This is a genomic window from Marinococcus luteus (assembly GCF_034497705.1).
GTDB lineage: Bacteria > Bacillota > Bacilli > Bacillales > Marinococcaceae > Marinococcus > Marinococcus luteus_A.
This window is the reverse complement of the sequence record NZ_JAXRUV010000011.1, coordinates 37,809-51,551: the sequence shown is the minus strand read 5'-3', so window position 1 is coordinate 51,551 and position 13,743 is coordinate 37,809. Positions and strand designations below refer to the sequence as shown.

11 protein-coding genes are annotated in these 13,743 nt (G+C 51.6%); 5 read left to right on the top strand and 6 right to left on the bottom strand.

Features of this window, described 5'->3' with window-relative positions; all coding sequences use genetic code 11:
• The first annotated feature begins 1 nt into the window (after window position 1).
• Window positions 2-958, top strand: a complete 957-nt coding sequence (gene egtD, locus Q9M42_RS14255) for an L-histidine N(alpha)-methyltransferase (protein ID WP_322527129.1) — start codon at window positions 2-4, stop codon at window positions 956-958.
• A 28-nt stretch (window positions 959-986) separates the two neighbouring features.
• Here egtD and tenA read toward each other — a convergent pair whose 3' ends face one another.
• Complete coding sequence (gene tenA / locus Q9M42_RS14250) at window positions 987-1,658, bottom strand: thiaminase II (protein ID WP_322527128.1); 672 nt, start codon at window positions 1,656-1,658, stop codon at window positions 987-989.
• 162 nt (window positions 1,659-1,820) lie between these two features.
• Between tenA and Q9M42_RS14245 the strand changes: the two genes are divergently transcribed.
• Window positions 1,821-3,431: an FAD-dependent monooxygenase gene (locus Q9M42_RS14245; protein ID WP_322527127.1), complete on the top strand. Its 1,611-nt coding sequence runs from the start codon at window positions 1,821-1,823 to the stop codon at window positions 3,429-3,431.
• 194 nt (window positions 3,432-3,625) lie between these two features.
• Here the strand turns inward: Q9M42_RS14245 and Q9M42_RS14240 are convergent, their stop codons facing one another.
• The 5 genes from Q9M42_RS14240 to Q9M42_RS14220 all read right to left on the bottom strand — a co-directional run bounded on the left by Q9M42_RS14240 (window position 3,626) and on the right by Q9M42_RS14220 (window position 9,691).
• On the bottom strand, window positions 3,626-4,153 hold the full coding sequence (locus Q9M42_RS14240; RefSeq protein WP_322527126.1) for a GrpB family protein: 528 nt from the start codon (window positions 4,151-4,153) through the stop codon (window positions 3,626-3,628).
• A 91-nt stretch (window positions 4,154-4,244) separates the two neighbouring features.
• Window positions 4,245-5,723 carry an aldehyde dehydrogenase family protein gene (locus tag Q9M42_RS14235; protein WP_322527125.1) on the bottom strand — a complete coding sequence of 493 codons (1,479 nt, stop codon included), beginning with the start codon at window positions 5,721-5,723 and terminating at the stop codon, window positions 4,245-4,247.
• A 94-nt stretch (window positions 5,724-5,817) separates the two neighbouring features.
• Entirely contained in the window at window positions 5,818-8,043 is a 2,226-nt protein-coding gene (locus Q9M42_RS14230) for an ATP-dependent helicase (protein ID WP_322527124.1), read from the bottom strand.
• Between the two features lie 75 nt (window positions 8,044-8,118).
• Window positions 8,119-8,436: a hypothetical protein gene (locus Q9M42_RS14225; RefSeq protein WP_322527123.1), complete on the bottom strand. Its 318-nt coding sequence runs from the start codon at window positions 8,434-8,436 to the stop codon at window positions 8,119-8,121.
• Window positions 8,411-9,691, bottom strand: coding sequence for a Zn-dependent hydrolase (locus Q9M42_RS14220; RefSeq protein WP_322527122.1), 1,281 nt, complete (start codon window positions 9,689-9,691; stop codon window positions 8,411-8,413). Before Q9M42_RS14220 ends, Q9M42_RS14225 begins: the two co-directional genes overlap by 26 nt.
• 173 nt (window positions 9,692-9,864) lie before the next feature.
• Between Q9M42_RS14220 and Q9M42_RS14215 the strand changes: the two genes are divergently transcribed.
• The 3 genes from Q9M42_RS14215 (at window position 9,865) to Q9M42_RS14205 (ending at window position 13,726) form a co-directional block, all read left to right on the top strand.
• Entirely contained in the window at window positions 9,865-11,238 is a 1,374-nt protein-coding gene (locus Q9M42_RS14215; RefSeq protein ID WP_322527121.1) for an aminotransferase, read from the top strand.
• Between the two features lie 206 nt (window positions 11,239-11,444).
• Window positions 11,445-12,332 carry a nitrilase-related carbon-nitrogen hydrolase gene (locus tag Q9M42_RS14210; RefSeq protein ID WP_322527120.1) on the top strand — a complete coding sequence of 296 codons (888 nt, stop codon included), beginning with the start codon at window positions 11,445-11,447 and terminating at the stop codon, window positions 12,330-12,332.
• A gap of 20 nt (window positions 12,333-12,352) precedes the next feature.
• Window positions 12,353-13,726 (top strand): NAD(P)-dependent oxidoreductase, encoded by a 1,374-nt coding sequence (locus Q9M42_RS14205; RefSeq protein ID WP_322527119.1) that lies wholly within the window; start codon window positions 12,353-12,355, stop codon window positions 13,724-13,726.
• Window positions 13,727-13,743: the final 17 nt, after the last annotated feature.

The window sequence follows — 13,743 nt, the reverse complement described above, 5'->3', positions numbered from 1 at the left end:
CATGGCTGACTATACTGTATTGGATTTAAAGCCTTCGCTCTCATCACTGGCTGAAGACGTTCGCACCGGACTGGCTGCCAACCCTAAGAGTATCCCACCAAAACATTTCTACGATGAACGGGGGAGCATGCTGTTTAATGAAATCACCCGGTTGCCGGAATATTACGTAAGCCGGACCGAGGCATCTGTTTTATCCGACTATGGGGAAGAAATTGCTGAAAGTATTGGAGCTTCCTCCCTTATTGAGCTTGGAAGCGGAAGCTTTGACAAAATCCGCTGCCTGCTTCCTTTCCTTTCGGAGGCAGTGAGCTATACCCCCGTCGATATTTCGCTTAGTGCCCTGCACGATACCGCAGCCCATGTCAAGGAAGCTGTGCCGGCTATGCAGGTCTCGGGCGTATGTGCGGACTATACAAAAACGATGTCTTTTTTAAACAGCAGCAAAGACCAGCCCTCCGCTGTCTTTTTTCTCGGCTCTACGATTGGAAACCTGGATCCGAAGGAGGCTTCGGAATTTTTGCAGAAGCTCGCTTCTCAAATGAAGTCCGAGGACAGACTAGTGGTCGGCGTCGATTTGAAGAAGGATCCGGTTGTGCTTCACCGGGCGTACAACGACGAAGCGGGTATCACCGCTTCCTTTAATAAGAACCTGCTCCACCGCCTGAACCGGGAGCTTGATGCCGGCATCAACACCGGCCACTTTCAACATGAGGCTTTTTATAATGAACGGCTCGGACGGATCGAAATGCATCTGCGTGCCGAAAAGCCTTCCCTGTTCTCGATTGGCGGGGAAACGTTTACGATGTGTGCCGGTGAGACGATCCATACAGAAAACAGCCGGAAGTTCACTCCGGAGGAATTCATGAACCTGGCCCGCCAATCTTTTTGGAAAACCAACGACTGGTGGACGGACGAAAATGGATGGTTTGGCGTATTTACGCTTTCCCCTCAAATATAAGCGAATCCCCCGGTCCCCCGGGGGCTTTTCATGTCTGCGGCCAGCCTTCCAGCCGGTACGCCATTTCCCAGAATAAATACTCGAACCGGGTAGTTGTTAAAAATATTTTTTCAATTTTTCTTTTTTCTTCCTCGGTTTTGTTTTCTGCCAGGCGGTCGAGCATGCTGATGCCCCAGTCCGCCAGCTGCTGAAATTCGTCATCGCTGTACATCTGCACCCATTCGCCGTACAGCTCATGCTCCAGGGCTCCCGGCCACGCACTGAGCTTTCTCCCGATTTCTGCGTAGCTCCACATGCATGGAAGGACAGCTGCAAGCAGCTCAGCAAGGCCTCCGTTCTGCCCTTCGTGCAGCATATATCTTGTGTACGCAAGTGTGGTCGGGGCCGGTTCTGCCTGTTCGAGCTCCTGTTCGGTGATGCCAAACTTTTTCGCATACTGGCGGTGCAGACTCATTTCTTCATTCATGGTCGCATCCATCACCTTTGCAAAAGCCCCCATCGTTTCCACGTCTTCGGCTTTAACAGCGCCAATCGCAAACAGCTTCGCATATTGCACAAGATAAAGATAATCCTGAACCATGAAATAACGAAATTTTTCTTTATCGAGGGTCCCTCGCCCAAGCTCTTCCACAAACGGGTGCGTATGATTCTGTTCCCATACCGGAAGCAGTTTTTCCTTTAAATCATGAGTGAATGACATTAACCTCTTCCTTTCCTTCAATAAAAATCAAGCCGATTCGAGCCCAATAGAAAGCAGGAGTTTTCCATATTCAAACACAGTTCCTTCCCGGAGACAACACGTGCATGAGGCAGCCCTTCGCAGGGTATACTACAAGTATAACGAAGGGAGCGTGATGAATTCATGAAAACAACGAATACCGATGTATGCATTGTTGGGGCGGGCCCCGTAGGTTTGACTGCCGCCAACACATTGAGAGCACTCGGCATCCGCGTCCGTATTTTAGATAGAAAAAGCTCTATTTCTCCCTTTTCCAAAGCATTCGGACTCCAGGCGCGCACCCTCGAAATGCTCAGCCTGATCGGTGCGCTCCGCCCCTTCTTGAAGGAAGGGTTCCCCATTACTGATGTAGCTGTTCAGCCTGAGGGCAAGCGTGCTTCCAGGGCCTCCTTCGCTTCGCTCGATACGCCTTTTCCCTTCATGCTTATGCTGCCGCAGTCAGATACGGAGCATATTTTAAAGAAACAGCTTCGGGAAATTGGCCAATTTATCGATTGGAACACCCATTGCAAACGGATTACCCAGTACCGGGACTACGCGGAGGTGGAATGCTCCACCGAAAATGGACACGAATTAATCCGCGCTTCCTATGTGATCGGTTGTGACGGCCCTCACAGTACAGTCCGTGAGAACATGAACGTTTCCTTTCCGGGTGGCAAGCATGACACCATCTACTTTTTAGGGGACGTTACCGTGGAAGGAATTCCGCTTTCCAACGATATCTCCACATTTATTACCGAACGCGGTGTAGCTGCTTTCTTTCCCTTCCGTGATGAAACGTACCGGGTCATCACCATCGACCATGCCGAACAGAACCGTGAACACCGGGACGACCTCCCTCTTGAAGATCTCGAAAGAAGCGTACAGCGTATTACCCAGCAGCCAGTACGTCTGACCAGCGCCTCCTGGCTGTCCCAGTTCGGCACATCCCATCACCAGGCTGATGCCTACCGGGATAAGCGGTTGTTTCTTGCCGGGGACGCCGCCCATCTGCACAGCCCCTTCGGCGGCCAGGGGATGAACCTCGGCATGCAGGACGCGGTCAACCTCTGCTGGAAATTGGCCTGGGTCCTGCGCGGCCATTCGGATCCTGCTCTGCTCGATACGTATGAAGAGGAACGGTACGCGGTCGGGCGCAAGACCATTCGTATGACAAATACAGCCATGCAGGTGATGACCCGCTCTCATACCCTTATCCCACGCCTACTGGCGAACCCTGTCAGTATGCTGAGTAAAAGCAGTTCGCTGCAGCGAAAGCTGACACAGCGCCTCGCCAATATTGACATCAGTTATCAGAACAGGGCTTCGTTTGCGAAATTCCAGCACCAGGGCGGAATGATTCCCGCCGGAGCCCGGGCTGCTCCGGCACGTGTTCTTACCGAAGAAGGAGAACACGCAGATGTAATGGATTTTCTGCACATCCAGCAGTTCACCTGCCTGTTTTATATCGAAGACGAGCAGGAGCTTCATCAGCTCGATGAAAGTATTCAGGAGGTGCGCCGGCAGTATGGTCCTTCCATTCTCATTCTCGTTGTTCAGCGTAAAGGCATACTCCGGGCCTCCAGGCCGAACATCCACCATCTGTTTGATTACCGGCGCGATCTTGCCGTTAAATGGAAGCTGCCAACATTTTCAGCTGTACTCATACGTCCGGACGGCTACGTTGCTTTTGCTGAGCACCCGGTCCGTACCGGAAGATTGATGAGAAAAATCCACACCGCTTTATACCAGTAGCTTCCTTCATCCAAGCTCCATTTTCCAGCCGGCTGTGGGTAATTTCCGAAAAAATTCAACAACTGTCCACAAGCCGGCGTTTCATTTTAGTAAATTCTCTGTCATCAACACCTTCAATCGAAGCAGGTGCTTCCCTTATCCCAGCTGGAAACCATCTCCATTGTGTATATGTCTGTGGACGGTTTTGTTAGTCGTTAAAAACCGTCAGTTTTTCCTTCTGTTCGTTTCCAGAAGAGAGCCTCCTGTTCGAGCTTCTGCACGACGGCATGCTTTTCATCCATATATCCAGACGGGCTGTGCGGGTGCCTCGCTGCAGCCTGTTTTTTAATGATTTCATATTCCTTCGCCTTTGCCGGAAAAGAGCGTAAATAATCACGGAAGGCAAGATGCCGCCCGCTCCCTTCGCTTTCTTTTTCAAACACGTGCAGGTGAAAACGGCGGATAGATTCGCCTTTATAATAAAAAGCCCTTCCCTCAACGCCGTGCTCTCCTTTTCCGGTGTATCCGAGTCCTTCAAGCCGGTCTTCGGACCAGATAGAAAGCTCCGGCGTTTCGATCAGAATATCGATGATTGGCTTTGCCGCAAGGCCCGGAACACTCGTGCTTCCTATATGATAAATATGATCTTCTGGTCCGGCGGCTTCAAGCTCCAGCAGCTTTTGTTCATGGTAAAAATAGTGCTGCCACTCCTTTTGCCACGGCACGATCTGTATAGTTCTCATCGACTCACTCCTTTTCAAAACACTTTGCTTTACTCAAACTTTAGCATAAAAAAACTGCCCTGGAAGCGTCCAGGACAGCTGATTGATTTCATTATTCGGGAATATACGGCAGATCCCGCATTTTCGGTACATTGATGACGTGAGGGGTTACGTAGCCGAGAAGGCCTTCTTTTCCGTATTCACGGCCGATGCCGGACTGCTTGACTCCGCCGAATGGATAGCGGACATCGAGTCCCTGCACAGCAGCGGTATTGACCATCGTAGTGCCTGCTTCAATACGGGCTGCTACTTCGATGGCATGGTCCTCTTCTCCCCATACCGAGCTTGTGAGGCCGTAAATGCTGTCGTTCGCCATTTCCACCGCTTCATCCACCGTATCGTACGGTACGATCGGAACGGTCGGGCCAAACTGTTCCTCCTTCACAATTTCATCCTGCTGGTCCGCGCCGAGCACCAGGGTCGGCTGCAGGAAGTACCCCTGTTCAAACAGCTCGTTATCCACAATGTGGCCAAGCGGGATAACATCCGCGCCTTTTTCAGCCGCATTATCCACAAGGCCTTTCACAAAATCCAACTGCTGCTTGTTGTTGAGCGGTCCGGTCGTGACCTGTTCATCAAAAGGACTGCCGATTTTCACCCATTTATTGGCTGCATCCTGATACTTTTCCACAAACTCATTGTACAGAGTGCGCGGTACATAGATGCGTTTGGCGATCATACATATCTGGCCGGCGGTCAGGAAGTTGGAGATAACCATGCGGCGCATCGCGCGCTCATCGTTTACGTCAAAGTCCGGCAGCACTACGGCAGCATCGTTGCCCCCGAGCTCAAGCGTCATATCCTTGATTGTATCCGCGGCCGACTTCATAATTTTCTTAGCTGTTTCCGTACCTCCGGTGAAAGCAATTTTATCCACATGTTTATTGGAGGTAAGCTCCACGCCGACCTCAGCTTCACCGTGGACAAGATTCAGCACGCCGTCCGGGAATTCTTTGGCAATCATTTCAACCACCAGACTGACCGCATGCGGAGCAAACGGGCTCGGCTTTGAGACGACTGTATTTCCGGTCAGAATCGCCGGAGCAATCTTGATTGTAGAAAGCGCAATCGGGTAGTTCCACGGACTGATGGCAGACACTACGCCTATCGGTTCCTGACGGACGATTGTTTTGCCGCCCTCGCCTTCGTCCACTTGATCGGCGATTGTTTCTTTAACCGTCTGGCAGGCGTACTCCATCCACATGATCGAAACTGCCATTTCACCCTCTGCGTCGTAAACCGGCTTGCCGTGTTCCTCTGCGAGCGTTTCAGCAAGCTCCGGCGTACGGTCCTTCAGTGCTTGAATGGCCCGTTCCATCCGCTCGATCCGCTCTTCCACCGCTACTTCCTTCCACGTAGGAAAAGCAGCACGGGCTGCTTCGATAGCCTGAGCTGCCTGTTCAGTCGTCGTTTTCGGCACGTAGGCCACGATTTTTTGCGGATCGGCCGGATTTTCCCGTTCCATATATTCATCGGCGTCCACTCGTTTTCCATTAATCCATGCATATAATGTTACTGATTCGTCTGCCATTGCTGACTCCCCCTTAGAAACATTTTTATCTTTCAATTCATCGTAGCCTGCACCACGTGATTATTCAACTATTTCGCTGAGGCAGCTGCAGGCGTTACTTTTTAATGACCTGTTTGGTGCCGGGCACCATTTTCCCTTTACACATCGGGCATTCTTTTTCAGTGGTATCAGGCGCTTCGGACAGACGTATCCAGGCCGGGCACATCGCTTCTTCACAGACAAGCGCCTCGATGGTTTCCGTTTCCTGCTTTTCCCCGGTATGTGTTTCCCCCGGAAAGGCTTCGAGCAGAAAGCGTGACACTTCCACCTCCTTGCCGCGGTAAAACGCCGGCGAGCTGATGCACAGCTTTTGCTTCGCCCGCGTAATCGCTACATATGCGAGCCGCCGCTCTTCCTCAAGCGCCTGTGTCTGCTTATTTTCTGCCTTCTCTCCGTATAAAAGGTCCTTCATCCGGTCAGCCTTTAACGCAGAGTCGTGCGGCATAATCGTTTCCGATGCGCCGATTACATAGACAACCGGAAACTCCATGCCTTTGGCCCGGTGAATCGTCATCAGCGACACGTGGTTCGCGTCAGGGTCCTTCTCGCGTTCCTTCATCTCGCGGAACGTCCGGAGCATGTCGTCAACAAAATATACAAAGGACGACACACTCTCAAACCGTTTGGCCGAGGATTCCAGTTCATCAAGAGTTTCCTTTAGCGTTTCTTTTTTCATGCTTACCTGCTGCTCATCCGCCTCCAGGTAGCCGTCGTAAAACTGGCGCCGCATTTGGCGGATGGCCGTTTCCGGGCGTTTTTCCTTCAGCTTCTGAATCATGCTCTGCCGCTCCTCCACCTTTTTACGCTGAAACGGGCGGATGCCCGGCATGTCTGTTAAATGAAGCAGCGGCTCGCTGCGGGGTGAAAATACTTCCTGCTCTTTAATATGCCGCATGCCGCGTTCCCGGGAGATGAATAAAGTCGGTACGACCTCGGGCATCGCCTCCACCAGCGTCGGATTCAGGCTCAGCCGCAGATAGTCCATCATGGCTTTTACCGGCCACTGTTCGTAAAACATCTGATTGCCGAGGGAATGGTGCACAAACGGCACGTCCTGGGCGGTCAGCTGTTCAAAGATGGCACGGCTCACACTGATCGTCCGGTGCAGTACAGCCATATCACGCCATTCGCATTCTCCCTCTGCCACAGCACGTTTCATATCTGCCACCACCTGCTCCGCTTCCTCGTCGGTGGACGCGGCACGAAAATAAAACGGGGACGAGGCTTCCGCATTCATCACCTGGAGGGTTTTCGTTTTTCGCTGCTTGTTGTGGCGCACCACTTCGTTTCCGAGACCGGCGATGGCTTTATGGGAACGGTAGTTGACGTCGAGCACAATCGTCTTTGCTTCTGGATACTTCTGGTCAAACTCCAGAATGAATTCGTGACGGGCCCCGTTAAACGAGTAAATCGTCTGGTCGTCATCACCCACCACAAACAAATTGCGGTGCTTTTCTACAATCATCTGCACGAGCATGTACTGAAGATAGTTGGTATCCTGGAATTCATCAACCATGACGTATTCAAACCGGCCCTGCAGCTGCTGCAGAAAAGCCGGGTCCTCGTCCATCAATGCTTTAGCTTTCATTAAAATATCGTCAAAATCAATATAATTGCGCTCGAGCTTCCAGTCTTCATACGCCTGGCAGATACGTTTTAACTGCTTCTGGCTTGTTTCTTTTTCTGGCAGATCCGCGACGGCGGTATCATTCATTTTATGATAAGAAAGAAAGGATAAGACCGCCTCGGGCTGATAGACGTCTTCAAGACCCATATCCTTCATCAAAAGCTTCACGGCCAGCTGCTTTTTCCGCTCGCTTGAAACAATTTCCTGTCGGATGCCGTGGCGCCGGAGCAGAAGCAGGAAAAAGGCGTGGAACGTGCGCACCTGCAGATTGCTGGCCGTTTCCCCGACACCCGGCAGGTTCATCACTCTCGTTTTCATTTCCTCCGCTGCTTTTTTCGTGAATGTGATCAGCAGAACGGATTCTGCCGGCACCTGCTTGACCGCCATTAAATAGCCGGCCCGGCAGACGAGCACCGACGTTTTCCCTGACCCGGCACCCGCAAGCGCAAGCAGCGGTCCGCTGCCAAAGCGTACGGCCTCAATCTGGGCTTCGTTCAAAAAAATACCGTCCGCTTCAAGCGAACGAAAATAAAAGGCATCGGATTCCTGATCCGACACGAGCTCCCTGCTTGTGGTAGCTTTAGCGATTGCTGCATATGGTACTTCCTCTCCGCTTACACCGAAGGGAGTCGAATAAAAAGAAAATTCCCGCATAAGTTCTCACCGTTTCTGTTGGATTGAGTATGTTTATTATAAATCGGCACAGCCCCTCTTGTATAGAGCAGGCAGTCACGGCTTCCCGAGCATTATTTTTTCGCCACCGCCGAATCTTCCGCTCTCATAGTCCTGTAACGCCTGTCGTACCTGAACGAGCGGATATGTATGCCTGGCGCGTGGCACCACGGGCTGCCCGCTTTCCACCAGATGAAACAGCGTCCTGAATACTTGCCGGAAGCGCGCATGGGAAACTGAAGCATTCCAGTGCCTCAGATGAAACATCGCACCCTTCACTCCCAGTACTTCCGTAATATACGGCCAGTCTACGCATAATAAAAAACCCGGGCTTCCCGGGTTTTTTGCGTCAGCTGTTGATTTTATTCGCTGCATGCTTCATCTGATAATCCTTCATGTTTCCAGCAATCTGCTTCACTGTTTCATAGTAAAGCTTCGTACCTTCGATAATATCTTCATCTGTGCTGTACTCAAGCGGATTGTGGCTGATGCCGTCCTTGCATCGCACAAAAATCATGCCGTAATCGCACACCTTTGATATCGGCATCGCATCATGAAACGGGCCGCTCATCAGCTTCGGCGCTTCCATCTTTAAATGCCCGGCCTGCTCTTTCATGATGCTCTGGATCCAGTCTGCGCAGTATCTTGGGTCACTGTTCGTATCCTCCTGAATGTCAATCTCCAGGCCGTGCCTGGCAGCAATAGCTTCAAGCTCCACACGCAATTCGCGCTCACACTCATTTCGCCGCTCAAGGTCAATATCACGAAGATCGATCGTAAACTTTACTTCTTCGGGAATGATGTTCCTGGAGTTGGGAAATACTTTTATATTCCCGACCGTGCCGATCGTTGGGGCCGGCTGTCGCTTTCCCACAATGTCATTCAGCGCCACCGCCGCTTCGTTGGCACCAAGCAGGGCGTCCCGCCGGAGGTGCATCGGCACAGAGCCCGCATGTCCCGCGAATCCTTTATAGGTGACCGTGAGCCAGAGCGGGCCCGAGATCCCGGTTACAATACCCACCGCTGCTCCTTTATCTTCAAGCACCGGTCCCTGTTCAATATGCATCTCCAGAAATGCGAAAAGCTGCTCAGGATCATAGGCAGCCAGGTGCACCTTTTCCGGATCGAGTCCCATTTCTTCAAGAGCCTGCCGTCTTGTGATTCCGTCTTCATCTTCACGTTCAAGCTCGCCTTCTTCAAGTTCACCGATCAACCCGCGGGAGCCAAAAATCCCTTTGTTAAACCGGGAGCCTTCTTCATCACTGAAGGCGATCACTTCAATGGGGCCTTCAAATGTATAACCTTCTTCAACCAGTGTCTGGACCGATTCCAGGGCACCGAGCACCCCTATGGCTCCGTCAAAGCGGCCGCCATAGGGCTGGCTGTCTATATGTGAGCCGAGCATAAAGATTGGCAGGGAAGGGTCCTGTCCTTCCAGCCGTCCGATCAGATTTCCCACTTCATCACTTCTCGTCGCAAGTCCCGCTTCTTTCATCCAGGACTCTACGAGGGCCATCCCCTCCTGATCCTTTTTCGAATGGGCCAGCCTTCGCACGCCCGTTTCCCCAATCCGTCCAATCTCTGCAAGTTCGTGCACGTGTCTCGTGAGCCTCGCCGTATTAATCCCCATCGATTCATCCCCTTCCAGGCTTCATGATTTTATTTTATCGGTTTTCTTTTAATAGAGCGTATAACAAAATGTTAAATTATTCTGACTTCTTTTGCACAATCTGTATCATGCTTCTTTCCGCCTTTCGGGCTACCATATTATTATGCAGGCATATGAAAGGGGCGTTTTGCGACATGAACCATACCGATAATCAGACCGTTTCCGAAGAAAAGGACATGCTTCTGAATCAGGACCGTGCTTTTTTATGGCACCATATGGCCCCTCACAACGATCATCCGGCTATTTTTACCGAAAGCGACAATGTGTACCTTACAGACATTGACGGCAATTCCTACATAGATGGGATGGCCGGGCTCTGGTGTGTAAATGTTGGCCACGGAAGAACTTCCATCGCGGAAGCGGCAGCAAAACAGCTCAGTACGATGCCCTTTACCCCCATGACCAACAGTCATAAGCCGGCCATTCAGCTGGCGGCAAAATTAAACGACTGGCTTGACGGCCACTACCGCATCTTTTTTTCCAATTCCGGCTCCGATGCCAATGAAGTCGCCTTTAAAATTGCCAGACAATATTTCACTCAGACCGGCAAACCGAAAAAATATAAATTTATTTCCCGCTACCGGGCTTATCACGGAAATTCAATGGGAGCTCTCGGTGCGACCGGCCAGGCTGACCGGAAAGCAAGCTACGAGCCGGTTGCAGAAGGCTTCCGCCACGCGGCTCCGCCTTACTGTTACCGGTGTCCGTTCGGCAAAGAGCCGGACAGCTGTTCCCTCGAATGTGCTTCTTCTATTGAACAGACCATCATCTGGGAAGGCGCCGACACAGTCGCCGGAGTGATTGTGGAGCCGGTAATTACCGGCGGCGGAGTCATCACACCGCCTGAGTCTTATCTGCAGAAGGTACACGAAATCTGCCAAAGGCATCAGGTGCTTTTAATTGTGGATGAAGTCATCTGCGGGTTTGGGCGGTCGGGAGAAGCCTTCGGCCATAAAAATTTCGGCGTACAGCCTGATATCGTCACTATGGCGAAGGGAATTACGAGCGCTTACGCTCCGTTATCCGCTACAGCCGTTTCCAATGATTTGTATGAATCGTTTAAATCCGGCGGCCCCCAGAGTCATTTCCGACACGTGAATACCTTTGGCGGCAGTCCGATGTCATGTGCCGTCGCCCTCGAAAACATCGATATTCTTGAACGTGAGGATCTTGTGACAAAAGCTAAAAGCACTGGCAGCTACTTACGCAGTCAGCTTGAATCTTTTCACCATTTTCCGTCCGTCGGAGACATCCGCACGTTCGGCCTGATGGCTGGCATCGAGCTTGTCTCCGATAAAACAACGAAAGAACCGGCACCGCCGGAATTCATGCAGCAGGTGCTTGGCTACTGTAAACAGCACGGGGTCATGATCGGTAAAAACAGTGATACCGTGCCTGAGCATAACAACGTGTTAACCATCTCCCCCCCATTTATTATTTCCCATGAACAGATCGATACAATTGTAGCAACACTTCGTGAAGCAATTACCTGTGCTTCCCCCGCCTGACCGCCCCCCACGGCGGTCTTTTTATTTTCTGCTTAAAGCCGGTTAACTAATTTGTGTGTGAGATTTTATGACTGCCCCGCCCCCTGCCGGATAAAGGTTATTTACATTTTGTCCAATAAGACTTTCCATTATCCGACGGAATGTCACATGCTTTTTTCAGAAAATTCTATACTATTGAAAAAACAAACCGAAAGGGGATTGATTGTATGACCGATCAGGTCCGTATAGGAGTTATCCAGGCTTCCAATGACGTCGAAGGCAGTGCCTCTGTACAGGAGCATAAAGAAAAAGCCATTGAAAAACATATACGCATGGTTCGCGAGGCTGCCGCTCAAGGAGCACAGATTATCGGGCTTCAGGAAATATTTTACGGTCCTTATTTCTGCTCCGAACAGTCAATGAAATGGTACGAAGCAGCTGAACAGGTTCCGGAAGGACCAACCACCCGGCTGTTTCAGGATCTCGCTAAAGAGCTTGGCACCGTGATTGTGCTTCCCGTCTATGAACGTGAAGGCATCGCCGCTTATTATAATACAGCCGCCGTCATTGATGCAGACGGCTCGTACTTAGGAAAATACCGGAAAAATCATATTCCCCATGTTGCTGCCGGCAATGAAGGCTACGGATTTTGGGAAAAATTTTATTTTAAACCGGGCAATCTCGGCTACCCGGTGTTTGACACAGCTTATGCGAAAGTCGGCGTCTATATCTGCTACGACCGGCATTTCCCGGAAGGGGCCCGGCTGCTGGGGCTGAACGGGGCCGAAGTTGTTTTCAACCCATCGGCTACAGTCGCCGGCACCTCTGAATACCTCTGGAAGCTCGAGCAGCCGGCCCACGCCGTGGCCAACGGCTATTACCTGGCTGCGATCAACAGAGTGGGCTACGAAGCGCCCTGGAACATGGGTGAATTTTACGGCCAGTCCTACGTGGTAGACCCCCGCGGTGACTTTGTCGGTATCGCAAGCCGTGATCAGGATGAAGTTCTTGTCGCAGACATGGACAAAGAAATGATCCGGGAGGTGCGGAACGCCTGGCAGTTTTACCGCGACCGCCGGCCCGAAACGTACGGCTCCATGAGCGCCCTACTTTAAAACCCGAAAGGAGTTTTACCATGTCCAACCACCGCTCGGATGCATGGATTTCCACTGAACAGCTGCAGGAAAATTTTGCTGAAGTAAACAGCCCCCTTACAACAACCCATGCCGTTAAGGAATCGAACCGCTGCCTGTTCTGCTACGACGCCCCCTGTATTCAGGCCTGTCCGACAGGCATAGACATTCCTGCCTTTATTAAAAAAATAGCCTCCGGCAATTTAAAGGGATCCGCAGTCACAATCATGGATGCCAATCCTGTTGGAGCTAGCTGTGCACGCGTCTGTCCGACCGAGGAATTATGCGAAGGCGCCTGTGTATTAAACGGCGAATCCGAGCCGATCATGATTGGTGATCTGCAGCGCTACGCCACGGATTGGGCCATCCGCAATGAGCAGGTACTGTTTGAAGCGGGTCCTTCGACCTCCAAACATATTGCTATTGTTGGCAGCGGCCCCGCTGGTCTGGCAGCAGCACGGGAGCTCGCCCGGTTTGGGCATCAGGTCACCATTTTTGAAGCTGACGATGAACCCGGGGGCTTGAACCGTTACGGTATCGTTTCCTTCCGCCTTCCGGTTGATATTGTGAAATGGGAAATCGACCAGATTGTAAACATGGGCGTAACCATCCGCACGAATACCACAGTCGGAATAGACGTTACCCCAGAGGATCTCCGGGAGCAGTTTGATTCCATCATTATCGCTGTCGGTATGGGAAGCGTTCCGGAGCTTCATATGGAAGGAGAGGACGCTTCTGGCGTGTATGACGCTGTGGATTTCGTACGATCCACCAAAGAGGGTACGTTTTCCAGTAATCTCGCCGGCAAGCGGGTGGCCGTTATCGGCGCCGGCAACACGGCAGTTGACGCAGCCACCTGTTCCACCCGTCTCGGTGCTGAACACGTCAGTATCGTTTACAGACGGACAAAAAATGAAATGACCGCCTACCCGTTCGAATTTGAATTTGCCAAGCAAGACGGCATCGCTTTTCAATGGCTTACTTCCCCCGTGAAAATCGAAAAAAATGCCAACGGGGAAGTCGATGGCCTTGAATGCGTTCAGATGGAGCTTGGCGAAGCAGACCAGGACGGACGTCAGCGCCCGGTCCCGATCCAAAATTCCAACTTTATGATGGATGTGGATGTCGTTATACGGGCCATTGGCCAGGAGCGGCTGCAGGATACGATCGCAATGTTCGGCCTTGATCATACAGATGGCGTCGTTACTGTGGATGCCTCCTACGCCGCTTCCGAACCAAACCATTTTGCCGTCGGGGACGTCATATTTGGCAGCGGTCAGGGGGAAGCGATGGTCGTGAGTGCTGCGGAGCAGGGAAAGCAGGCCGCTTATACGATTCATCAGCAGCTTTCGGCAGGTACTCAGGCAGCAGGCTGAACCATAATCTGAAAGGA